The organism is Croceicoccus mobilis (assembly GCF_001661965.1).
In the GTDB taxonomy this organism is placed as follows: domain Bacteria; phylum Pseudomonadota; class Alphaproteobacteria; order Sphingomonadales; family Sphingomonadaceae; genus Croceicoccus; species Croceicoccus mobilis.
This window is the reverse complement of record NZ_LYWZ01000032.1, coordinates 1-22254: the sequence shown is the minus strand read 5'-3', so window position 1 is coordinate 22254 and position 22254 is coordinate 1. Positions and strand designations below refer to the sequence as shown.

General features: G+C 56.1%; 21 protein-coding genes and 1 other annotated feature. Of the genes, 12 read left to right on the top strand and 9 right to left on the bottom strand.

Annotated elements, in window-relative coordinates; genetic code table 11:
• Positions 1-39: 39 nt before the first annotated feature.
• A protein-coding gene (locus tag A9D13_RS19940) for an IS3 family transposase (protein ID WP_373288794.1) occupies positions 40-1268 on the bottom strand; the annotation gives its coding sequence in 2 pieces (ribosomal slippage) (positions 40-977 and positions 977-1268; 1230 coding nt in all).
• Positions 873-987: a sequence feature (AL1L pseudoknot), on the bottom strand. It overlaps the preceding gene by 115 nt.
• Positions 1269-1387: 119 nt before the next feature.
• Between A9D13_RS19940 and A9D13_RS19930 the strand changes: the two genes are divergently transcribed.
• The 3 genes from A9D13_RS19930 (at position 1388) to pal (ending at position 4352) form a co-directional block, all read left to right on the top strand.
• Complete coding sequence (locus A9D13_RS19930) at positions 1388-2896, top strand: sensor histidine kinase (RefSeq protein ID WP_066778103.1); 1509 nt, start codon at positions 1388-1390, stop codon at positions 2894-2896.
• Complete coding sequence (locus tag A9D13_RS19925) at positions 2893-3585, top strand: response regulator (protein ID WP_066778100.1); 693 nt, start codon at positions 2893-2895, stop codon at positions 3583-3585. The genes A9D13_RS19930 and A9D13_RS19925 overlap by 4 nt, the downstream gene beginning before the upstream one ends.
• A 296-nt stretch (positions 3586-3881) precedes the next feature.
• Positions 3882-4352 (top strand): peptidoglycan-associated lipoprotein Pal, encoded by a 471-nt coding sequence (gene pal / locus A9D13_RS19920; RefSeq protein ID WP_172808245.1) that lies wholly within the window; start codon positions 3882-3884, stop codon positions 4350-4352.
• 692 nt (positions 4353-5044) lie between these two features.
• On the opposite strand, the gene A9D13_RS21465 is transcribed toward pal, so the two are convergent.
• Both A9D13_RS21465 and A9D13_RS19915 read right to left on the bottom strand, forming a co-directional pair.
• A complete protein-coding gene (locus A9D13_RS21465; protein ID WP_156522216.1) occupies positions 5045-5551 on the bottom strand; it encodes a transposase in 507 nt (168 codons plus the stop codon).
• A gap of 181 nt (positions 5552-5732) precedes the next feature.
• Positions 5733-5984, bottom strand: a complete 252-nt coding sequence (locus tag A9D13_RS19915) for a hypothetical protein (protein WP_066778096.1) — start codon at positions 5982-5984, stop codon at positions 5733-5735.
• A 217-nt stretch (positions 5985-6201) separates the two neighbouring features.
• On the opposite strand from A9D13_RS19915, the gene A9D13_RS19910 reads away from it, so the two are divergent.
• The 5 genes from A9D13_RS19910 (at position 6202) to A9D13_RS19895 (ending at position 11286) form a co-directional block, all read left to right on the top strand.
• Positions 6202-6633: a hypothetical protein gene (locus tag A9D13_RS19910; RefSeq protein WP_066778094.1), complete on the top strand. Its 432-nt coding sequence runs from the start codon at positions 6202-6204 to the stop codon at positions 6631-6633.
• Between the two features lie 881 nt (positions 6634-7514).
• A complete protein-coding gene (locus tag A9D13_RS19905) occupies positions 7515-7919 on the top strand; it encodes an MBL fold metallo-hydrolase (RefSeq protein WP_066778091.1) in 405 nt (134 codons plus the stop codon).
• Between the two features lie 170 nt (positions 7920-8089).
• Positions 8090-10270, top strand: a complete 2181-nt coding sequence (locus A9D13_RS19900; protein ID WP_066778089.1) for a TonB-dependent receptor — start codon at positions 8090-8092, stop codon at positions 10268-10270.
• Positions 10270-10584, top strand: coding sequence for a PepSY domain-containing protein (locus A9D13_RS20305; RefSeq protein WP_082922601.1), 315 nt, complete (start codon positions 10270-10272; stop codon positions 10582-10584). The genes A9D13_RS19900 and A9D13_RS20305 overlap by 1 nt, the downstream gene beginning before the upstream one ends.
• Positions 10585-10596: 12 nt before the next feature.
• Positions 10597-11286, top strand: a complete 690-nt coding sequence (locus A9D13_RS19895) for a PepSY-associated TM helix domain-containing protein (protein ID WP_082922600.1) — start codon at positions 10597-10599, stop codon at positions 11284-11286.
• A gap of 123 nt (positions 11287-11409) precedes the next feature.
• Here the strand turns inward: A9D13_RS19895 and A9D13_RS19890 are convergent, their stop codons facing one another.
• Entirely contained in the window at positions 11410-11655 is a 246-nt protein-coding gene (locus A9D13_RS19890) for a hypothetical protein (RefSeq protein WP_066778086.1), read from the bottom strand.
• Positions 11656-11809: 154 nt separating this feature from the next.
• On the opposite strand from A9D13_RS19890, the gene A9D13_RS19885 reads away from it, so the two are divergent.
• The 3 genes from A9D13_RS19885 (at position 11810) to A9D13_RS19875 (ending at position 13086) form a co-directional block, all read left to right on the top strand.
• Complete coding sequence (locus A9D13_RS19885) at positions 11810-12232, top strand: PRC-barrel domain-containing protein (protein ID WP_229665572.1); 423 nt, start codon at positions 11810-11812, stop codon at positions 12230-12232.
• A 138-nt stretch (positions 12233-12370) separates the two neighbouring features.
• Positions 12371-12754, top strand: a complete 384-nt coding sequence (locus A9D13_RS19880) for a DUF6491 family protein (protein ID WP_066778083.1) — start codon at positions 12371-12373, stop codon at positions 12752-12754.
• Positions 12751-13086 (top strand): putative quinol monooxygenase, encoded by a 336-nt coding sequence (locus A9D13_RS19875; protein ID WP_066778080.1) that lies wholly within the window; start codon positions 12751-12753, stop codon positions 13084-13086. The genes A9D13_RS19880 and A9D13_RS19875 overlap by 4 nt, the downstream gene beginning before the upstream one ends.
• Before the next feature lie 349 nt (positions 13087-13435).
• Here A9D13_RS19875 and A9D13_RS19870 read toward each other — a convergent pair whose 3' ends face one another.
• The 5 genes from A9D13_RS19870 to A9D13_RS19850 all read right to left on the bottom strand — a co-directional run bounded on the left by A9D13_RS19870 (position 13436) and on the right by A9D13_RS19850 (position 20887).
• Positions 13436-14863, bottom strand: coding sequence for a glycosyltransferase family 2 protein (locus tag A9D13_RS19870; RefSeq protein WP_082922599.1), 1428 nt, complete (start codon positions 14861-14863; stop codon positions 13436-13438).
• The gene (locus A9D13_RS19865) at positions 14860-15801 is read right to left on the bottom strand and encodes a HEAT repeat domain-containing protein (protein WP_172808244.1); all 942 of its coding nucleotides are present in this window, start codon (positions 15799-15801) and stop codon (positions 14860-14862) included. Before A9D13_RS19865 ends, A9D13_RS19870 begins: the two co-directional genes overlap by 4 nt.
• Positions 15802-15833: 32 nt before the next feature.
• A complete protein-coding gene (locus tag A9D13_RS19860; protein ID WP_172808243.1) occupies positions 15834-16889 on the bottom strand; it encodes a YaiO family outer membrane beta-barrel protein in 1056 nt (351 codons plus the stop codon).
• An 80-nt stretch (positions 16890-16969) separates the two neighbouring features.
• Entirely contained in the window at positions 16970-17338 is a 369-nt protein-coding gene (locus A9D13_RS19855; protein ID WP_229665573.1) for a response regulator transcription factor, read from the bottom strand.
• Between the two features lie 96 nt (positions 17339-17434).
• Positions 17435-20887, bottom strand: coding sequence for a CHASE domain-containing protein (locus A9D13_RS19850; protein ID WP_172808242.1), 3453 nt, complete (start codon positions 20885-20887; stop codon positions 17435-17437).
• 310 nt (positions 20888-21197) lie between these two features.
• Here A9D13_RS19850 and A9D13_RS19840 point away from each other — a divergent pair.
• Positions 21198-22254, top strand: a protein-coding gene (locus A9D13_RS19840) for an IS3 family transposase (protein WP_156522213.1) whose coding sequence is annotated in 2 segments (ribosomal slippage) — positions 21198-21459 and positions 21459-22254 — 1058 coding nt annotated over the 2 segments. Because the reading frame shifts where the segments join, the coding sequence is not laid out codon by codon here. This gene is flagged as partial in the annotation.

Here is a 22254-nt window from a genome sequence, read left to right as displayed (position 1 = left end):
TGAAGCGTCCCGGATTTTCCGGAGGCAGTTTCAATTGAGTCATGCGACCATATCGAGGTTCCCTCTAGCTGCATAGTAATTGGCTTCGGCCTCAGCGGGTGGGATGTGCCCGATGGGGCCGAACAGACGCTGGTTGTTGAACCAATCGACCCAGCGTAGCGTTGCCATTTCCACGGCCGACACGCTTGGCCATGATCGCTGCCGCCAGATCACTTCCGCCTTGTAGAGGCCGTTGATCGTCTCGGCCAAAGCGTTGTCGTAACTGTCGCCAACGCTGCCAACGGACGGGACGAGGTTGGCCTCTGCCAAGCGCTGGGTGTAGTTCATGGCCAGATATTGGACGCCCCTGTCGCTGTGATGGATCAGGCCGTCATCAGGGCCAGGCCTGCGCGCATGGATCGCCTGTTCCAGAGCATCGAGCACGAAGCCGGCGGTCGCCGACGTGCTGACCTTCCAGCCCACGATCCGGCGGGCATAGGCATCGATCACAAATGCCACGTAGACGAACCCGGCCCAGGTGTGGACATAGGTAAAGTCGACCACCCACAAAGCGTTCGGCCGGCTGACGCGGAACTCGCGGTTGACCTTGTCGAGCGGGCACGGCGCCTTGGGGTTGCTGACGGTCGTGACCGTCGTCTTGCCTCGTCGCACGCCTGCCAGCGACATGGTGCGCATCAACCGTTCCACGGTGCACTTGGCCACAGCGATGCCCTCGCGGCGTAACTGGTGCCAGACCTTGCGGGAACCGTAGAGGCCAAAGTTGTTGTCATGGACACGCCTGATCTCTTCCTTGATCTCATCATCGCGCCGGGCACGGGCCGGACGCCTGGTAGGATCTGCAAGCCGGGCAGCATGCTCGTGGTAGGAGGACGGGGCGATCGCCAGTTCACGGCAGATCGGCTCGATACCCAGTTCCTCACGGTGCGTGTCGATAAACGACATCACCATTTGCCGTGGCGGTCGAGCTCCGCCTGAGCAAAATATGCGGATGCCTTGCGGAGTATCTCGTTGGCCCGGCGCAACTCCTTCACTTCGCGTTCCAGCGCCTTGACCCGGTCCCGGTCGCTGGCGGCCTGCGCCGCTGGTCCCGCTCGTCGGCTCGCCTCCTCACGGCACCAGCGGCGCAGCGTCTCGGTCGTGCAGCCAACCTTCCCGGCAATCGAAGACAACGCTGCCCATTCCGACGGGTAATCCCCCCGGTGCTCATCCACCATTCGCACCGCGCGGTCACGAAACTCTGGCGAAAACTTGTTCCTTGTAGCGCTCATTCTGGCTCCTTCTCACAAATAGGAGCCTCCGGAAAACCCGGGACGCTTCAATGCTTTTGCGAGTGCCGCATAAAAAAGTCGTATGCGAAGCATCCGGTAGCCTTTGCTATAGGGCCCGCATGACAGACCAATCAATCAATACCAGACGGCTGTTCTCTCTCGGCGATCTGACCAACGCTTCCTTTGATGTGACGATCTTCGCCTTGACGGCAGCTGGCACGTACCTTGCACAATATATGGATCGGCCGATCACAGCAGTTCTCATCTTCCTGATGGGAGTAATCGCGATCGGCGCTCGCTCGGGTGTTTATTCCGGCGTATTTGCCGCAGTGGCCGCTTCATTCGTTTATAACTTTTTCCTGAGCGAACCGGTATTCATGTTCGGGATTTCAACTGCGGACGAAATCGTCCCGCTCGTTGCCTTCAATGTCAGCGCCGTAGTCGCGGGAGCACTGGCGGGTCGCCTTGCGGATACCGCAAAACTAGCCAAGGTAGCCGAAAAGCGCAGCCGATTTCTTCTGCAGGTCAGTGGCGAGTTGCAACAAGCGATCGATGGAAACGATGTCGCCGAAATCACGCGTCGGCTGCTTCCGCTCGAAAGGCTCGTCGACCTCGAAATATATATTTACCGCGATGGTGCGCTATGCAGGTCAGGAACGGAAGCAATTTTTCCAGACCCCCTAACGGCATTATTGGCAGAAAAAACGTCTGCTGGATCGCCTCTTTCTTTTCAAGCCTTTGTGCTCAACGCTTCAAATGGAGAGCATGGCATTGTAAAATTCTTTCTCGCGCCTCGACAAGAATCTGATGGTGACCTGCCCGATCTTCAAGCTCTGGCAAATCTGCTCGCGCTGGCGGTCGATCGATGCCTACTGCTGGAAAAGGCTGCAGAAGCAACAGCAATGAAACGATCGGAAGAGCTCAAGACAGCTATTTTGGCTTCAGTATCTCATGACCTGCGGACCCCGCTAACGGCGATCGAAGCGGCAGCGACTGGCTTGCGCTCGTTTCGACACGATTTGTCAGATTCGCAAAAAGACTCCATGCTGGACACAATTAATGAGCAGTGCAGGCGACTAAACCGATATACCGCGAACCTGCTCGACATGGGCCGCATTCAATCGGGTATTCCCGATGCGAATTTGTGTGAGGTTGATGTCATCGAGATCGTCGGCGTCGTATTAAACTCCACCCGACAGCTTTTTCCAGATTGCGCAATTGCAAAGGACTTCAGGCTTGGCGCAGCGATCGTATGGGCCAACGCTACCATGCTAGAACAAGTCATTTTCAATATACTCGAGAATGCTTTTGTACACGGATCATCTAGCGAGCCAGTCGTTGTTCGCATTGACGCAAGCGAGGACGGAATGATCCTCGAAATTTCAGATTGTGGTCCGGGAATTTCACAAGTGGATCGACCGCACATTTTTGAACGTTTCTACCGTGCCGGAGACCGCATTCACCGAAGAGGCAGCGGTCTCGGACTATATATCGCAAAGGGGTTCGTCGAGGCTTTCCGTGGGAAGATCTCCGCTCGCAGCGTTACCAAGGATGGCAAAGGCACAAAAATCGTGATTGAGCTTCCCTTGATCGAGCCAGCGATCGAACACGAGCAAGAGACAGCATGAGAATACTGATTGTTGATGATGAGCCAGCGATCATCGGAACTTTGATTCCGGTGCTGTCAGCACAAGGTCATAAAGTTTCCTCAGCAGGCACAATCCGCGAAGCGCTGAAAGAAGCTGAAAGTTCCGATTTCGACCTTATCCTACTTGACCTTGGCCTGCCAGACGGCGATGGCCTAGAGATTATATCCAAATTACACCAGCTGACCTCGGCCAACATAATTGTATTGTCCGCTCGCCATCTTGAAAGGGACAAGATAATCGCTCTCGATGAGGGAGCCGATGATTATGTCGATAAACCCTTCGGAGTGGGAGAGCTTCTCGCCAGATTGCGTGTAGCTCAGCGTAGACAAGAGTTAGCCAATCAAAGTGCTCATGACGAGTTTTTCTCAGACCAACTCTATGTACATTTCAGGAGACGCGAAGTCAGGCTCCTTGGGGAGGAGATTAAACTCTCGCCAAAGGAGTTCGTCTTGCTTGAGGCGCTCTGTCGCAGCGGTGGACAGATTGTCACACAACGCAAGCTCCTTATCGCAGGGTGGAATGACCCCAGCGCAGACAGTCAATATCTCAGAAGCTATATCGCGCTGCTTCGGCAGAAGCTCGAATACGACCCTTCTGAACCTGAAATGATTTTGACGGAGCCCGGTGTCGGGTATCGAATTTCGCTCGGAACGCAGACACTCAAATGAAAGCGAAATCATAAAAATTAGGCTGACAAGGGGGAGTGCGGGGTCATGCCCTTGTCAGCCCAACCGGAAAGGCCTCCGTAAATAGACTTGTTCGAATGCAAGTCATCTGAGCAACCTAGCTTCAATTTACCTCTCCCGTTACCATACATTTTTTACACTCCAAATAGTATAAAAAACTCATAGTAACGATCATCGGCCAAGCCTCATAAAATACCTAACATATTGTCGGACATGTGCCGACATTGATGAGTTAGGAGGTTGTGTTGAAAGCCGTTCCCAAATTTGTTGTGCTTTCCATGCTTGGAGCTTCATTGGTCGGATGTTCAAAAAAGCAACCTGCCTCTTTGCCGCCGAGTCCCGACGAAGCGCCTTTCGCTTCCTCGACCAATGGCGGAGTTTTACCGGGATCGCAGGCGGACTTCCTCGCTCAAATGAATGGGAGAGACACGATTTACTTCGACACCGATATGTACAATATCGATGGTGTTGACGCTCTATCTCTCAAAGAGCAGGCCGCGTGGCTGAATCGCTACCCATACAAATCGGCCCGAATTGAGGGTCACTGCGACGAACGTGGGACTCGCGAATACAACCTCGCGCTCGGCGAAAGGCGCGCCAACGCTGCCAAGAACTATCTCGTTTCCCTCGGCATCCCAGCTCAGCGCCTTTCCATAATCAGTTACGGAAAGGAGCGCCCAATCGCGCTCGGATCGGACGAGGCGTCGTGGGAGAAGAACCGACGCGCCGTGACCGTCACTATCGATTGAAGCTGCGTTCATCGCAATTCAAAGGAGGTTGGTGTGGCTCACATATTTTGGCGAGACAGCAATGCCGCTACGTCAGCGGAATATGCTTTGATCCTCGCTTTGGTCGGCGCCGGACTTGGCGCCGCCGCCCTCGCTCTTGGAACGAACGTCCGAGGCTCGATCAATTCGGCCGCGAAGGATATCTCGGGTCCGGACTTTGCTGCTGCATCCTCCGGTGCAGCCGGTTCAGGATCTGAGGCGGCAGCCCCAATACCGACAACACCAAACCCAGGGGCAGGACCAGCCGCGCCCAACCAAGGCAGTAATCCCGGGTGCGGTAAAGGATCCGGAAAGAAAACATGCTAAGGAATTTGGAACCTATTGGCTCTCCAAGATCGATAGAGAGCGATGTACCTGCATGGCTTTATCTTGCGAACCTATGCGTATTTTATAGCCTTTACCAAATTTTTCAAGAAATGGGTTTGCGTATAATTGGGAGCTTTATAGCTCAAGCTAATTTTGTATTTCTTTTTATTATCTTTGAACACTTGACACGGTAGTTATTCCTTTTCAAGGCGGTAGATCACGTCGAGGGATGCAAAGTACCGTTTTGCATACCGGCGTAACTCCGCGCTTTGAAGCACTTGCGATGCTCATGCCGAGCGAAGGCAAAGACGTCGTCGTTCTCGTCAATTTATATAGCGGCTTCGGCTTTAACGAGAACTGAAGTTTTCGCAGCGGCGTTGCGTTACGAGCCTTGGGCCGACGGCCCGATGATGGCAAATTGCCGTGAATGCAGATGGGAACCTATCTGTTGATTGCTTTGCTCCTGACGCGATCGAGTGGACGATGGGGTCATCTAAGCGTTTTAAATTTCGTCGAAACCAGCGCGGCAGGCTCAGACGCCGAAATGCACACAAACCGGCCATTGCCAAGATCGACCTTGAGCGCGGCACACGGATCGTAATCGGCAGGCTACTCGTCTTCGGCGAGCACAGCCTGGCGAAATTTTTCTCCGGTACCGGCAAGGACCCAGGCGCCGACTGTTCGTGCAATTTGCGACGCCATGTATAGATCAGGCTGGTCGAGACGTCGCGCCGCCGGGATACATCGGCGACGCAGGCGCCCGGCGCAAAGGCCTCGGCGAGGATCTCAAGCCACTCCTCCTCGCTCCAACGCCGCCGACGCTCCGGCCCCGTCCTCACCGTAATCTGACCCATGCTCCGTTCCTAAGCTCGCTCATACGACCGCTCTTAAGGCCGGTCGTTCACTCGCCGACAAGGCAGGGCTCACCGGATGGGTATGATACAAATGTCGCAATCGTATCTGGATTATGTTTGGCCGGGGACTGGCGCATTAAGAGCTGGCGGACCAGTCGCGAGTTGGCCCAGAACTTGCGGCTCAAAAGCGTGCGATAAGTTGCTTTTCTTCGCAAAATTCGATGCGATACTGCTCAGCTTTACGATCAAGATCGACCGGGCGAAGATGGCAAAGCACCTCACCATCAAGGTGCAATTCTGCCCACCGATTAGGCTGCCTGTGTTTGAGATACGCCATGGCCGCAAGTGCATTGAGCGCGATGACCGGCCGCATGTCCTCAACGCCTACGCCATGCCTTCCGTAGAGTGCGCGATAAACCGGCATCTTGGTCAAAACCTCTCTATCAAAAAGTTGACGTGGGCTGTTGGTGCGGCGCCCACGCCAAGTCTTTATGAGGGTGACCCCTTGGGGGATCAGTCCATTTTGCGCCCTTGTGCAAATTCTGATTGCCGATGGTTAATATTTATAAAACGGCAGTTCAGCATTGGCCTTCGCCTGCACCTTCGCGGCATAATTCGGCTGCGTGGGTCGGCAACTGGAGGGCGAAGAGATGCGATTTATTGAAATCAATATCGATCCCGATGGCATTTTGCCGGGTGCTTATATGGTTGGATCGGGAGAATATGACGAAAAAGCCGAGGTAGGTCGTGTCTTCTATGATGTGCAGGTGTTCTCGAAGGATTTCGGCGAATATCAAGCTCGCATCGAGGTCGAGTATAAATTTGATATCCGTCCAGCGTTCATGCTGCATGTCTCTAGCCAAGCCGCTGGCTATGCTGCCTGCGTTTTTGCGAATATTGCCAAGGACGTTCTAAACGACCTGTTTGAATGCAAACAGAAGGCCGACGCAGCAAGCCCGAAGGGCCCGAGATCCAAGATTTGGAGCGATACTCTCGCCTGCCTTGGCCAAAAGAGTGCGGGTCATCGAGCTAAATTGCTGGCGGCGATAACGACCTGCGGCATCATGCTGGGGCTAAACTAAAATTGGCTGACCTGAACATTCGGGGTGTCCAAGCCAGCCAATCCTTAGGCGCCGAAGTGTGAAGCGGCACAACCGGGGCACCCGGTAAAACCGCTTCTGCCAGAAGCTTCCTAATCTTTGCTTTAGCGCCCACGCTTCAGCCGGCCGAGAATTGGCGGCTTAATTCGTCTGCCAGCGCGTCCCATCGGCTCGCCGCCTTTAGGTGCTTGTCCTTAATGTGCGGCATGGTAGCGCGTGAGGCCGCGTATCTTTCATCGGCTGCGTTCTGCCGATAGCCGGATGCGTAACTCATTGAATCTTGACCCTTCAATTAACGAATAATCTTCTGGGCCTAAACCTTCATGAAAGGGTTTCCGGTTATGGATACTGCATGTCTGAAGAGCATCGTTACCATTCCCCTACCGTCCGCTCGATCATGGAGGCGGAGCCAGAACGGGAAGGTCAACAAGCTACAAGAACGACTTCTAAGAAAGCCAGTGTCGGAACCACTGCATTTTTCGGGCTGTTACTGATTGTGAACATCGTGCTGGCGTGTTCAATCTATGCGCTCTAATTGCAACAGATGGTTGCTGCCTGACGAAATCCGGGACAAGTTCGCCGACAGAGCTGACGTTCCCGGCCTCTGAACCGCCCACCGAAACCTGCCGTACATTTACGCGGCTGATTATAGGTAAGCCTGGCCGTTTGCGGACGTCCGCTTTGGGTCGGCGAGGCCGACTGCCGGACGTTCGTACAAACAATCCAGCTGTCGCGGCCCAGCGCCGTATCCAACGCGGAAAGTAGGTCTACGGTGTAAGCAGAAGCGTCTCACCGCGCCGCGTCGTTGATCGGAGGCGTCAGACGAACGACAAATCGCTCTGTGTGGACATCCGGTAGGTGCAATGACCTCCATTGGCGATATCGCGATACGGAGCCCCCGCGGCATGGGAGATGGCGAGGCACTGGACCTTGGCAACGCGACCGCGGAATGGATCACTGCCCCCCACGTGCCGCACGGGTGGGACAACGGGTTCCTGTTCGAACGCGGCACCGGCACACTGCTATGCGGTGACCTGTTCACACAACCGGGGCGCGGGGAGGTGGCGCTGACCACAGACGACATCCTCGGCCCGTCGGAAGCGTTCCGTGCCGTGATGGACTACTATTCGCATAGCCCCGACACCGGTGCGGTCCTGAACCGACTGGCGGCACTGGAGCCCAGGGTACTGGCCTGCATGCATGGCAGCGCATGGCGCGGTGACGGTGGGGCTAAACTGAAGGATCTGGCTGCCGCGCTGGAGCGGTGAAGGCGAGCGCTGGCCGCTATCGCGGCTTATCCCAACGCATTTCTAGGGAATCGTCGCGCCCCGCCGGAAGGAGAGCGTCAGATCCCGGCACTGCCGGTTCAAAATCCAGCCGCGCTGTTGCAATCCATTCGCATTAGCCTTAGCGGCACTCCCCGTTCAGAGGAGGAAACATGCGTATCAGCCAGCTTTTCGTGTATTCAGCGTCGGCTCTAGCACTCGCGACACCAGCAATCGCACAGACGGCAGACCAGGCGAATGCCGCAAGTCAGGCAACGAAAGAAGATGCGTCAGACATCGTGGTGACCGCAGCAAGAACGCAATTGCCGGTCAGCGCCCTTCCGCTCACGATTGACGTTATCGATGCCGAGACCCTGGACCGGCAACTGGTCATTTCCGGCTCGACGGTAGATGCTGTATCGGCCCTCCTGCCATCCTTCTCTCCGACGCGCCAGAAGCTGAGCGGCGCGGGTGAAAGCCTGCGTGGCCGTTCGCCGCTCTATGCGATCGATGGCATTCCTCAGTCGACGCCCGTTCGTGACGGGTCTCGCGACGGCTACACCATCGACCCGTTCTTCATCGACAGGGTGGAGGTCATCTACGGATCGAACGCCTTGCAGGGCATCGGCGGAACCGGCGGCGTGGTCAATCAGGTCACCGTCCCCGCGCCGAAGGCTGACGGGGTTACTGTACGCACCCTGCTTCAGGGAACGGCCGCCGACGATTTCGATAGCGAAGCCATGGGCGGCAAGGTTGCCGCACTGGTCGGCTGGCGCGGCGGGGCGCTGGATGCCTCTGTCGGTGGCGCGTTCGAAGGACGCGGCGCGTTTGTGGACGGCGCCGGAAACCGCATCGGCGTCGATGGTACGCAGGGCGAAATTCAGGACAGCGATAGCTGGTCGGTCTTCGGACGCATCGGATATCAGCTTTCGTCCGATGCCCGGATCGAACTGATCGCCAATCATTTCGAACTGGAGGGTAACAACAACTACGTCAGCGTTCCCGGCGACAGGAGCGCGGGCCGACCCGCGTCCAGCATGAAAGGCGAAACGCCGGGCGATCCTCCGTCGAACCGGGCGGACATGCTCTCGCTATCGCTTACGGACAGTGATCTCGCAGGTGGTGCCTTCACATTGCAGGGGTTCTACAATCGGACGCGGGACACCTTCGGCGGCGGCACCTTCGCGACGTTCCAGGATCCGGAGATCGATCCGACCGGGCAACTGTTCGACCAGTCGGCCAACAAGTCACGCAAGATCGGCGGCAAGGTAAGCTACGAACGGTCCGTCCCCGGCTTTGACGATCTGGTTGTCACGCTGGGCTTTGACGCCCTGATCGACAAGACCGAGCAGACCTTGGTTCAGACGGGCCGCGCATGGGTGCCCGAAACCGAATTCCGCAGCTATGCGCCGTTCGCACAGGCGAACCTCAGGCTTGCCGACGGTCTGGTGCGCCTTGCGGGCGGACTGCGCCATGAAGACGTGAAACTGAAGGTCGCCGACTACGCAACGCTGGCCTCATACGGTGCGACGGATACAGGCGACATTTCAACCTACGAACCCGTCTTCGTCGGTGGCGGAAATCCGGTTTTCAGCAAGACGCTGTTCAACGGCGGCGTCATCGTCGAGCCGATTGACGGCGTTCGCGCCTACGGCAGTTACGCGCAGGGCTACACAATCGCCGATGTGGGTCGCATCCTCCGCGGGATTACCGAGGAGGGCGTCGATATCGACAACTACCTCTCGCTCGAACCGGTAATTTCCAACAACCGGGAACTGGGCGTCGAGGTGGAACGCGGCCCGGTCAAGGCCAACGCAAGCTACTTCTGGTCATCCAGCAAGCTTGGATCGCGGCTGGTTCTTACCGGTGACGGCATTTTCGAGGTCGTGCGCGCTCCGGTTGAGATCGAAGGGCTGGAACTCAGCCTCAAAACCAAAACACCCGTGCCCGGTCTGGACGTGACGGTCGCCTATAGCCACCTTATCGGCAGGACCGACGATGACGGCGACGGCGTACTCGAAGCCGAGTTGGACGGAGCCAATATCTCGCCTGACCGGCTCAATCTGGCCGCTGATTACGCCCAAGGCCGTTTCAGCGCGCGGGCACAGGCACGCTTCTACCTTTCCCGCACGTTCGAAGGGCAAGTGCCCGAGAGTGCGTTCGACGGGTACACGCTGCTGGACGCCTACCTCGGCTATCAGACCGGGTTTGGCCTCATATCGCTGGGTATCCAGAATGCTCTCGACGAATATTACCTGACTTACGACAGCGATACCGTGCGAACATTTGACAACGCCCGCTACTTCTCGGGCCGCGGGCGCACGTTCACGCTTTCGCTGCAAAGCGAGTTCTGATGGCCTTTCTGGCGACGCTGCACCGATGGGCCGGAGCGACGATCGGGTTGATCCTGATCGTCATGGGCCTGTCGGGCATCGCGCTGGTTTGGGAAGGGGAATGGATCGGTCTGCCGGCTGCGGATGATCCTGTAGTGACTTCGCCGTCCAGTCTCGCACGGACGGTAAAGGCGGCATCGACGCATCACGAAGGCCTGACCCGCATAACCTTCGCAAGCGACGACCTCAGCCTGCATCAGGCGGCCTATAGCGACGGAAGCGGCGCGTATTTCGATCAGACCGGAAATATCGTCGATGAATGGTCCGGCATCTGAGGACGGCCCGAGTTGTGGATTTTTGACCTCCATCATTATCTCTTTGCCGGTGAGGCAGGCGAGATCGTAGTTGGCGTGGCGGGTATCGCGGGCGTCCTTTTTATCGTTTCGGGAACGATCCTGTGGTGGCGCACGCGCAGGACATTCTCGTTCCGGCTCTGGCCCAAACGCATGTCGCGAAGTGCGATCGTCCGCCAGCATCGCGACCTCGGCATCGTCATGACACCTGTCCTGTTTCTGACAATGCTGACGGGCAGCGCCATGATCTTCGAACCGGTCGCGGCAGCCATCGTCGCGCCATTGCCGGAACGGTCTTCGCTATCCCGGACGCTCGACGCCCGCCTGACTCAGGACGACATGTCCGGATTTTTCGATATAGCCGGACGCAGTTTCCCGAACGCGGAAATCCGGAGACTTCAGCTATCGAATGAGGAGGCGACATTGCGCCTGCGCCAACCATTTGAATGGACCCCGAATGGCAGGACGTATGTGCGAATCGAGCGATCCGGGGCCGTCGCTATCGATGCCCCCGACGGCACGATCGACCAGCAAAGCGGCAGCGAGAAATTCTACCCTATCCACTCCGGTAAAGTCGGGGGTCTGGCGTGGAAGGTCGTTCTGACGCTAACCGGCCTGAGTCTGACGCTTTTGGGAGCGCTTGCATGCTTCAGTTTCTGGACATTGCGAAGCAATAAACGTTGAGGCCCTTATCTGATCGCTGACAAGGATCGAGTCCAGCCTCGCGGTGATCGAAACTGCTTTCGGGTCAGCTTCAGTCGCCGGGTCGTTCTATCAGATTCAGCCTGGAATGGCCTGTTTCGACATTCACGTAGCTTCGGTCACATCCTTTCCCTCCAACGAAGGCATTTCTGAAGCCAACAGCAAAATTTGCGAAGTTTCCACCTCTCTTGTCAGCGCATAGGCGAATAGTCCGGTTTCCCAATAGGCAAGGTTTCGATTTTCCCTGCTTTCGGTAAGCGGGACGGCTTCTGTCGATGTTTTCGCGCGCCGCGCGTAAAGCACCACTCGTTCAATCTGTTCGGTATAGGCGACATCAACAGGTTCCGGCATTAATCCTCAGATCAATTTCGGACTATCGGAACCAATGCCCTCTTCATACATCAATCCAATGTAGGATGGCGCGAAAGATGCTGCCGTCGCTGCTACGTTGGCTACGGCGCAGACCAATCCGGAGCATCCGCCATCATTGTCGCAGGAGGACAAGGTGGTCGACACTACAGAAATGAACGACGTGGTAAGTCCTACCACGAAAAGTCTTGACGACGCCCGCCGTGAGATTGGCAGGGACGAGGGCCATAACCTCATTGCGTCCGACAGAGTGGAAGGGACCAACGTCTATCGTCCCGATGGTGAGAAGATCGGGCGCATTCGCCGCTTCATGGTCGGGAAGAAGACCGGCCAGGTCGAATATGCGGTGATGAGTTTTGGCGGCTTTCTGGGAATGGGTGAGGAATTGCGGCGCGTTCCATGGGGAGCACTGGATTATGACCTGAACAAGGGTGGCTACATCGTGTCCGCAGAAGAGGATACGCTGCAGAACAGCCCATATATTCGCGAGAATTCAGAGCCTGCATGGGACCGCGCCTATGGCATGCATGTCTACGGCTATTGGGGCATCCCGTACTAATCGACGCTTGTCGGCTCGGCGCACACCTGGTGCCGGGCCGACACGAGGCTCCACAATTGCTGTCTGACCAACAGGTGGGGCCGGAGGCGGTCGTCAATCGGCCGCCTCTTCCCGGTTCGACAATGGAGAGAAATTCCAATGCTCATTCGCTCGATCGCCATCGTGAGCACGTTGGCCTTGGCCGGTTGTACTTATTCGCAATCCAATGACGTCGCGACCCAGTCGTCGCTGGCCGGGTCTCGCGATTGCTTCTTTCTATCACAAGTCAGCGGATTCGACGATGCGCGCGATATCGAGCGCGGATCGGATCGCATCTACGTTCACACCGGACCCAGCGAGACCTACTTGTTCGAAACTTTCGGTAGCTGTCCCGACCTCAATTATTCAGAGACCATCGCTTTCGACCAGAATGGCCCCGGCCAGATATGCAGGGGAATCGACGTTGATCTGCTGGTACCGACCATCATCGGCGTGCAGCGCTGTCCGGTGCGAATGATCAGCAAGCTTGCTGACGATGAATGACCTTCGTCGCGGCCTACTGGTGGCGGGTCAAGCCGGGAAAGGAAGAGCAGTTCCGAAAGGCTTGGTGTCGCGGAACCGAACATATCAGGCACCGCTATGGCTCACTAGGATCACGCCTTCACCGAGACGATACGGGACGCTTTATCGGTGTTGCCGAATGGCCCGACAGAGACACCTGGCAGCGAGCATACGACGCCAAGATGCAATACGATGACGCGGCAACGCGGGCGGCGTTCGTCGAGGCGCTCGAGGAATGGGCCGATGAGTCACTCTTGTTGATGGAGGTCACGGATGACCTGCTCGAACGCATCCGCAATGATCCGATCACATAATGGAGAGTCCTGGATGTCATTGCAGGTGAAGCCCGGCGAATTGTCTAATTTCGCCGACCGAGCCGTCATTCCCGGTCGCCTATCATTTCGCCAGTAGCTGTCATCCGTTCAGGTCGTCCCGCATGACTGGAACTGGGCCGGAAGCGGTCTGTCCGAATTTAAAAACCAGCCTTCAATAGCCGCCGCTCCGCCTGCAGCAGATCCGACCACTTTCGCCGGAAAGAAATTCTGGAGGTTGGCCTTTTGCGGGGCTCAGATCAAAGGCAGTATGGAACTCAATACAGTTGTGCAGCGTAACCTTGGCACTAAAATAAATCAGGCTTCTTCATGGCTGCTTGCGAATTTAGCATCAAGCAGTCGTGAAACCCACGCGTGGGACAGCGGCCCAACTGTTTTCCTTACGGAAGTATCGGCGAAATCCGGTTAGGCGATACCAAAGATTGATCTGGCGATAACCAAAATTCTCGATTACGGCCGCAACTCCGACCCTGAGCAGATCTTTGGCGGTGGGTGTTCGTCTGAGTTGCTGCTCCTCAAGCACGAGTGTCCCTACGCTAAGGGCACAGCCAAAGACAACTGAAACGAAAAAAAAGGCAATTGCCATCATAGGATCTAACAGACCTAGAATGGCGGCGGCAGGCAAAACGAGGTAGCCGACTAACTCGGCTGGCGGTCCCAGCACGTCTTCCAGAACGATTTGAGGCATGGCAATCAAACCAATACGTCCATAGCGCGGATTGCCAATCATTCTCCGGTGTCTCTGCAGTGTCTCCAGCGCCCCCTGTTGCCAACGAGCGCGCTGATTATCGAGGCCTCGAAGGGCAGCGGGTGCTTCCGTCCAGCACACGATGTCGGGAACAAAAGCGATTCGATATTTGCGATTGTTGTCCCGCATGAAGCGATGCATCCGCACGACGAGCTCGAGATCTTCGCCCACCGTGTCGTGCCGATAGCCGCCCATCTCGACCAGCGTTGATCGCCGGAACAGCCCAAATGCACCCGAGATCAACATGAGCGTATTTCTGTGAGCATTCGCGACACGGTTCATCAGAAAGGCACGCAGATATTCAACGATCTGGAACCGAGGCACCATTTCTTCGGCTATTCCGACTTTCTGGAGAGACCCACCCCTGACTGTGCAGCCGTTGGCGATGCGGATCGCGCCGCCAACCGCCACGAGACTATCATCATCGTACATAAAGGGTTCGGCGGCACGCAGCAGGCCATCGGGTTCAATAATCGAATCCGCATCGATCACGCATACGAGTGGAGTTCGCGCAAACCCTATCCCTGCATTTGCTGCATCGGCTTTGCGCCCGTTTTCCTTGTCTACCACCAACAGATTTGGATAGCGCCGAGAGCGGTAGGTTGCGAGAATCCGGGTCTTCTGCAACAGCGCGATCTGTGTGCGCTTTGTCTCATACATGTCGAATCCACGAAGCAACTCGCCAAGAGTGTCGTCTTTCGACCCGTCGTTGACCACGATGATTTCATGCTCGGGATATTCCAGTGCCAACAGCGCCTTAACGCTCTGCACAATCGACAGTTCTTCATTGTAGGCTGGAGCGATGACTGAGATTGGAGGCGACAAATCGGCATAGCGGTCCCAAAGGTCGCGGGCACCTGCGCTCGGCCGCACTCTAGTCATAAAGACCCAAGCGGCGACAAGAAGCTGAGCCAATGCTATAATATTTCGAAGTGCAACCACGATGAAGCACGCGAAAGCGATCCACAGGATGCTGGTTGCAGTAAAGTTTAGGACGCTTGTCCAAGTCATCCGGTTGTGCCCACTGTTCTTTTTTCGGTGTTGTCGGGATTGAAGTGTTCAAGCGCCTGTTCGGCGCGCAAACGCACCCAGAGTTTTTCGTCGTCTCGCAGCCTGACCAGCTCGGGTACAGCACCTTTGATACCTAGGCCGACAATAGCTGCGATAGCTTGTAATCGAACCGATGCATTTGGATCGCTCAGACCGGACATCACCCAAGCCTGCGCAGATGGATGGCCTAGTTTAGCTAATGCGCGCAAAACAGCGCAGCGGATTTCGGAATTGGTATCGTCCGCGAACGTTCGCAGGACGTCGAGAACGCCCATGTTGTCCGTCCAACCCAAAGCATCGATTATGAGGATTCGCCAAGATGGGGGCAGGTCGTCTTCGAGAAGCAGAACCATCTGATCAGGATATATTGGTGCAGCTGATCGCAGCAGGGCGATATCAAGCCGCGTCGGTAGCCGGTGCAATGCCCTGAGAAGGTTCAAGGTTTCGCGGGGGGGGGGCAACGATCGGTTTGCAGCTAGTGCGAAGGCTGCTTCTAGGCGTACCCGTTGGCTACGGTCGCGAGCCATCATTTCCCGCAATCTTCCGATGCAAACCTCACTGCCGAATCGCTGCAGCGACTGAATCGCATTGATCCGTGTCTTTTTTTTCAGGCTGTGAGAGATTCGAAGCGTTTCTTTCAGAACGCCATCAAGTTCCGCGATCTGCATCAGGCGGGTTCGTTCTCCTCCTCTGAGCAAGGGGAGTATCCGGGAAATGGCCGCGCGCCGCGACCCGCGAGACCATTTGTCGAAATCCTCAACCCGGTGGCCTGCGACCCGTTGTAGATAGTTGCGGGTGATCGCTGTATCGCGCTTGTCACGGTGCGCGCGGCTTTTCTCCGCTAGGTAACGGCGGAAAACAAGGACAAGAAACACAACGATGGTCGCGCTGGCGCTCAATGCGGATCCCAATATGACGGATTGATAGAGCGTCATTTCGAAAGAAACCGGTAGGTCAGCGCCAACGTCCCGGCATACCGGTTGTAGCTGTCTTGGCGGTCCTCATAACTAGCGGCAATTCTCATTGCGACGGTATCCGAGATCGGCATCCCTGCCCCTGCGGCGAGGCTACGCAGCTGGCGCAATCCGTCAGCTTCCGCATCGGGATAGCTCGCGGCAATCAGGAACAGCGAAGTCGTCCGCTCGCGACCGTAATCAAGCCTCACTGCCCCGCCGAAACGATAGCCTTCATCACCGCCGAGAATGTTGATTGCCCGACCGGTGATGGTGAAATCCCGATCCACTGCGAAGCGCAGTCCAGGCTGGAAAGCAACAATCGTGCCTGTATTGTAGTCGGCTACGCGTAGGTCGACTAAGGCCGCAACGCCCTCCTGCACACGCATCTCTCCTCCTGCGCCGAGGCTCCAGCGTTCCAGAAAATCCGGCGCGGGAACCGAGGCCCCTGCTAGATAGACAAAACCATCGACTATCCGGTAATCGATGCGTCCGCCGATCCGCGTATCGATTGCGCTGCGCTCCTCACGCATGATGCTTACCGAGATGCTGTCGTCTCCAGAGACATCGAATGCAGCATCGAGACTTTGGTTGTTCCAGGTCTGGTTAATACCGCTCACGAGCGTGATTTCGGAAATGCCAGAGCTTATAGAGAGAGATCTGATTCCAAAGTTTTCGGTAGCATCCTTGCGGTCTAGCGCTGCCCGCAACTGGTTGAGTTCGGGATAGTTTGGATCGCGGGCGGAGATCGCGGCAGCTGCGCGTTCGGCACCCGCGACATCTCCGCGCCAGTACGAAATAAAACCGCGTGCGAGGGCGACGTCCAGATCGTCCGGTGCCAAGCTGGCAGCCTCGTCGATACGGACCATGGCTAGGTCAAGTCTTCCCGCACCCGCTTCTACCATGGCGAGCCGCCGCAGCAGATCGGGATCGTCGGGCGTAACTGCAAGCATCGAGAGCAGGATCTGCCGAGCACGTAGGAAGTCGCCCTCGGCCCGCGCTTCGGCCGCCATTTCAAGGCTGTTGCTGGGCAAATTTCCCGACTCCTGGGCTGCGAGCGGTGAGCAAGCCAGAAACGTCAGTAGTGGCGCCAAAGCATGCCGCACGCTTCGCATCATTTGCCCTTGACGAGGCCCGAGATGCGGACAAGAAGTTCTTGCGGAATAAAAGGTTTTGTAAGGTATTCGGAGGCGCCGCCCTTCAGAGCAGCTACAATGTCCGCTTCACCATCCCGCGCCGTTAGCATGACGACGGGCACGTCTTTCAGTTCAGGGTCGTCTTTCAGTTCCGCCAGAACTTCCGGACCGGCCACAATGGGCATCATCGAGTCCAGGACAATCAGATCCGGGCGTTCTGCCCGGGCCTTTGCCAATGCCTCTTCGCCGTCGCGCGCCACCAATACGCAATGGCCTGCCCCTTCCAACCGGAATTTGAGAATCTCCACCAGGATTGGGTCATCGTCTGCAATAATAATATTAGCCATCATTCGCTCCATTTGAGCCTCGGCTTAGAGCGTGATGGTTAACAGCGATTAAAGAGCGGCACTTCGGAAGCCCGAAGGCAGAAATTTACCGGCTGACTAAATCGCTGCTATCCGAGCTGATACAAGCTGCGCACGAATGGATCTCAGCGAACTGAGGGCTTGGGAGGGCTCGCCGATCAAGAGAAGGTTCGTCTCACTGGCCCGGCAAAACTCGCCGACTGCTTGCTGTCCGAAATAAGCAGCCACTCCAGCGATCTGATGCAAAAGGCTGGCGATTTCTCGCGTCTGTTCAGCGCTTACTGATCCTCGAGAAATGGCGGCATCGATTGCCACGACTGCAGCTCTGATTCTCTCTTCAAACATCACGCGCAAGCGTGGATCAGTTTCTTCTTCAAACGCTTCCTCCGACTTCTCCGTCTCATCATTCGAATGCAGAGACCATGCAGAAATTGCGGCGCATAGTGAATCAAGGCGTAGCGGTTTCGCTAGGTGGGCTTGCATCCCGGCTTCAATGCAACGCTCGATGTCGTCCGCATAAGCATTTGCGGTCACCGCCAAAATTGGCATTGTCTCGGCGTCGATACCTGCGTCGCGGATGGCTCGCGCGGCCTGGAGGCCATCCAACTCCGGCATCTGCATGTCCATCAGCACCATATCGTAAGGTTTGCCGTCACGGCTTGCTTTCAGCGCGGCTTCAACCGCTTTGCGTCCATCGGGCACCATCACGCAGTCGTGGCCTGCCTTCTCCACCATTGCCATCGTCAGCTCCTGATTGATGGGGTTGTCCTCGGCAACGAGTATTGTCAGCCGAACTGCGTGTCCGCAGTTCTCGATCAATTTTTCGGCAACAGGCGAACACCGCATTGTCTCGCTACTTTCCTCCAGAGGGAGAGAAAGTACGAAGGTTGAGCCGCGACCGAGCTTACTCTCGACGCGAAGTTCGCCTCCCATAAGTGCGGCGAGTTCAGCGCTTATCGGAAGCCCAAGGCCGGTGCCGCCGTATCGACGAGCGGTCGTGTCGTCGGCTTGGGTGAACTTTTCGAAAATGCTTTGCAGACGATCTGCCGCGATACCTATTCCAGTATCTGTCACAGAGACAAATAGTCTGTCTAAGTTGTCGGATCGGCTGCGGCTTACCGACGCCGAAATTCTTACTTCGCCGCCCTGCGTGAACTTAAGGGCATTACCGATAAGGTTTAGAACGACCTGACGTAGCCTCATCTTGTCAACGAGCACTCGGGGTGGAATTTCCGGATCGATGTCCAGAGTGAGCTGAAGATCATGACTCTGTGCAACAGGTTCCATCAGGCGTTGGCAACTCCGCAGCGTATGCCGAAGATCGGTAGGCTCGCTGACGATCGCCATCTGTTTGGCCTCGATCTTTGCAAAATCGAGAAGATCATTCAGGAGCCTGAGCATGGCATTGCCCGAATCTGCAATCATTTGCAGCCGCCGTTTTTGTTCAGGCTCCTTTTCTTCTGCGAGCGCCAGTTCAGTAAAGCCGATCACTCCATTCATTGGCGTGCGAATTTCATGGCTCATGTTCGCCAAGAAACTCGATTTCGCCTTATCGGCGGCACGTGCATCTTCGATCGTTTCAAGCAGGCGCTCCCGCATGAGTGTTTCATCCGTGCGATCGATAATCACGCCGATGACTGCAGAAGGTTGCTCGTCTTCATTGATTTCAACCCGCCCTCTTACCTCTACGTGGCGCAATTCTCCCCCATCTGTTACCAGCCGCGCCGTGAATTGATAAGGTTGGTGTGTCGCCACCGCAGTCTCTATAGACTGTTCAACAATGCTGCGATCATCCGGGTGGTAAAACTCAATGGCTTTTTCAAGGGTTGGTGTGTTGCCAAGTATCAAGCCATGGAGGCGATGAACTTCATCAGACCAACGAATTTCATCGGTGGCCAAGTTGAGATGCCAATGACCGATATGCGCAGTGGCCTCGGCCAACTCGAGCATTCGATTTTGCTCCTCCAACTCCCTAGTTGCTTCTTCCACCTCGCGCACGACGTGGTTTTCACGCTTTATGAAGATCAACAAAAGGATGCCAAGTAGCACGGTAATCGCTAGACCACTGACAAGGGCAAGCGCGGGCGCACTAGAGACGGAGCGGCTTTCGAAAGGAGCCAAACTGCTCCAGCGCAGTGTGAATGGCTGACCAGCCAGAGTTATCGTCTTCTGGAACTCGAACTTGGAGTTATAATTGACATCGCCTGTCGCATAAAGAAGAGCACCTGAATCGAGCGCCTCCCCATGAAAAACCTCAAAGGCAAAGTCAGTGCCTTGTAGAGAGGTCAGTGCGCCAAGAAGCTCATCCGCTACCAAAGGCGAGTAAACCCATTGGCCAGTCGGTTGACCGGCATCGTCGAGAATGGGGTTCACGAGCAAGAAACCGGCCCCCTGCTTTGCGTCCTGAACCAATACGATTGGGCGCGTTAAAACCGGGTCTGGGCTATTCATCGACATGGCGATTGCCTCACGTCGACCTTCCTCAAAAGCAAGGTCGAGGCCAAGCGCGGCTAGATTGGTATCGAGTGGTTCGATGCGATTGATGATGAAATGTTGCTCGCGTTGAACGCGAGGGTGGACTTCGAACCTCTCCCCAAACTCGCGATTAAATTGCTCACGGAAGGCCGGAAAATTCTCATCCGCAACTTCCTCAAACAATCCAAATCCACGCATACCAGGATATGCGCGCTCGATGTCCAATCGTGTCACGTATTCACGCCATTCGGATGGAGTGACACTGCCTTTCACTGTTACGAAAGCAGCCCCACTCTCTAGAGCTTGCTGATAAATCTGGAGGCGATGTCGTAAAGCCTCATCCGCAATTGCAGCAATCTCAGTGAGATTTTCTTCGGCCTGACGGTATTCGCGTTCGGTGATGAACTGCCAAGCATAGAAGGTCAGTAACAAGGTGGCAGACAGACAGATTGCCACCAGCGAACTCGCCCCCTGCAGTGAGCTCCCACGCCATCGCACAGGAACTGGTGAAAAATTCGAGAGCAGAAGGATTGGCAAGATCAGCAGTACGCCGAGCACATCACCGGAGAACCAAGTCAGCCAATTACGCAGGATCAGTTCCGTACCAATCGCGCCACTCGCAAATAGCGCGCTAACACCCACTGTCGGCGCAATAATGCATGGTAGAATCAAAACCACCAGTGCGCCCGAAGCCACGCGCAGGATTTTTGTAAGTTCGATACCATCCGTAAAGCGGCGCGCCAGAAACAGTCCGGCAAGAGCTTGAAGGCTAGCTCCAACAGCTATCACTGCGGCGATTGCGATAGCCGACCAGTTGTGTTCGAAGGTTACGGAGGTATCGAAAGACCTAATTGCATTGAACGCGAACGAACCCAGCCATACGCCCGGCCACAACCCGCTTCCACGTAGAAGCAAAGCACATAACGCTAGCCCGGACGCTGGCCATACGATTGTGGCATAGCCTGGCGGCACAGCGAGCGAAATACCAACATATCCCGCTAAAAAGTATCCGACCGCCAATATCGCATTGTCGCGAAAAGAGTCCGGTTGGATCAAAATGCGCGATATGCCAGCGCGGTCTCTTGAGGTAGCACGTCCCATTGGATCCAAAGTCAAATGCAAAAAGGCAACGGTTTCAAGTAGCGCAAGAATGTTAATAAGTCGGAAGCAAGCCCACTGTGAACCCCGTCAAACCTCGAACAGATGACGGGCGCCGCCAACTAAGCTAAAATCGGCTGCCGCTACGGCAACTGAGGCGACATAGCTTGTGGCAGGCTTCTGCTGCTGCTCTGCCACCTGAAACTTGGACCATTCGCAGCTAGAGTTTTTGGCCGTAGATTTCCTTGGCTGGGCAAGGAGTCGTGGGATGAAGGCATCGAAGTTTACGGACGCGCAGAAGGCGTTCGTTATTAAGCAAGGTGAGGAAGGAACGCCGGTTGCGGAAATCTGCCGGAAGGCCGGGATCAGCCAAGCAACTTACTTCAACTGGAAGAAGAAGTACGCTGGGCTGATGCCATCGGAGATGCGTCGGCTACGCGAGCTTGAGGATGAGAACGGACGTCTGAAGAAGATCGTCGCGGACCTGACGCTGGATCGCGAGATGCTGCAGGATGTCATCAAGCGAAAGCTTTAAGGCCGGATCGGAAGCGCGAGCTTATCGACGCTGTTCGGCAGGACTGGCATGTGACGATCCGCAGGGCATGTTCGGCATTGCAGTTTGATCGTTCGACCTATCATTACCAGTCCCGCCGTACTGATCCGGCCTTTCTGAAGAAGCGCATCAAGGAAATCTGCGAGACGCACGTCCGCTACGGATACCGGCGGGTATATTACATCCTGCGCCGGGACGGTTGGTGCGTGAACTTGAAGAAGGTCTACCGGCTTTACAGGGAGTTGGGCCTGCAGCTGCGGAACAAGACGCCGAAGCGACGGGTCAAGGCCAAGCTGCGCGAGGATCGCGCACCGGCGGTCCGACCGAACGATGTGTGGGCGATGGACTTTGTTCACGACCAACTGGCGACTGGGCGTAAGCTTCGAATCCTGACCGTGGTCGATACGTTCTCCCGGCTATCGCCGGTGATCGATCCCCGGTTCCGCTACCGGGGTGAGGACGTGGTCGCCACGCTGGATCGCGCCTACCGGACGATCGGCTATCCGAAGACGATCAGGGTCGACAATGGCAGCGAACTTATCTCGCGGGACATGGATCTGTGGGCTTACCAGCGCGGTGTGATCCTGGACTTCTCCCGCCCAGGCAAGCCCACAGACAATGCGTTCATCGAAGCGTTCAACAGCAAGCTGCGCAGCGAATGCCTGAACGCCCACTGGTTCCTGTCGCTGCAAGATGCTTGCGAAAAGCTGGAGGCTTGGCGTAGACACTACAACGAGGATCGACCGCACAGCGCGATCGGGAATATCCCCCC

What these genes read in the sequence shown, in the direction of transcription:
- A9D13_RS19910 (WP_066778094.1), top strand. Translation starts at nt 6,202, where the DNA reads ATGCGATTTATTGAAATCAATATCGATCCCGATGGCATTTTGCCGGGT.
- A9D13_RS19925 (WP_066778100.1), top strand. Translation starts at nt 2,893, where the DNA reads ATGAGAATACTGATTGTTGATGATGAGCCAGCGATCATCGGAACTTTG.
- A9D13_RS19870 (WP_082922599.1), bottom strand. Translation starts at nt 14,863, where the DNA reads ATGACTTGGACAAGCGTCCTAAACTTTACTGCAACCAGCATCCTGTGG.
- A9D13_RS19930 (WP_066778103.1), top strand. Translation starts at nt 1,388, where the DNA reads ATGACAGACCAATCAATCAATACCAGACGGCTGTTCTCTCTCGGCGAT.
- A9D13_RS19875 (WP_066778080.1), top strand. Translation starts at nt 12,751, where the DNA reads ATGACCTTCGTCGCGGCCTACTGGTGGCGGGTCAAGCCGGGAAAGGAA.
- A9D13_RS21465 (WP_156522216.1), bottom strand. Translation starts at nt 5,551, where the DNA reads ATGGGTCAGATTACGGTGAGGACGGGGCCGGAGCGTCGGCGGCGTTGG.
- A9D13_RS19880 (WP_066778083.1), top strand. Translation starts at nt 12,371, where the DNA reads ATGCTCATTCGCTCGATCGCCATCGTGAGCACGTTGGCCTTGGCCGGT.
- A9D13_RS19855 (WP_229665573.1), bottom strand. Translation starts at nt 17,338, where the DNA reads ATGGCTAATATTATTATTGCAGACGATGACCCAATCCTGGTGGAGATT.
- A9D13_RS19900 (WP_066778089.1), top strand. Translation starts at nt 8,090, where the DNA reads ATGCGTATCAGCCAGCTTTTCGTGTATTCAGCGTCGGCTCTAGCACTC.
- A9D13_RS19905 (WP_066778091.1), top strand. Translation starts at nt 7,515, where the DNA reads ATGACCTCCATTGGCGATATCGCGATACGGAGCCCCCGCGGCATGGGA.
- A9D13_RS20305 (WP_082922601.1), top strand. Translation starts at nt 10,270, where the DNA reads ATGGCCTTTCTGGCGACGCTGCACCGATGGGCCGGAGCGACGATCGGG.
- A9D13_RS19890 (WP_066778086.1), bottom strand. Translation starts at nt 11,655, where the DNA reads ATGCCGGAACCTGTTGATGTCGCCTATACCGAACAGATTGAACGAGTG.
- pal (WP_172808245.1), top strand. Translation starts at nt 3,882, where the DNA reads ATGCTTGGAGCTTCATTGGTCGGATGTTCAAAAAAGCAACCTGCCTCT.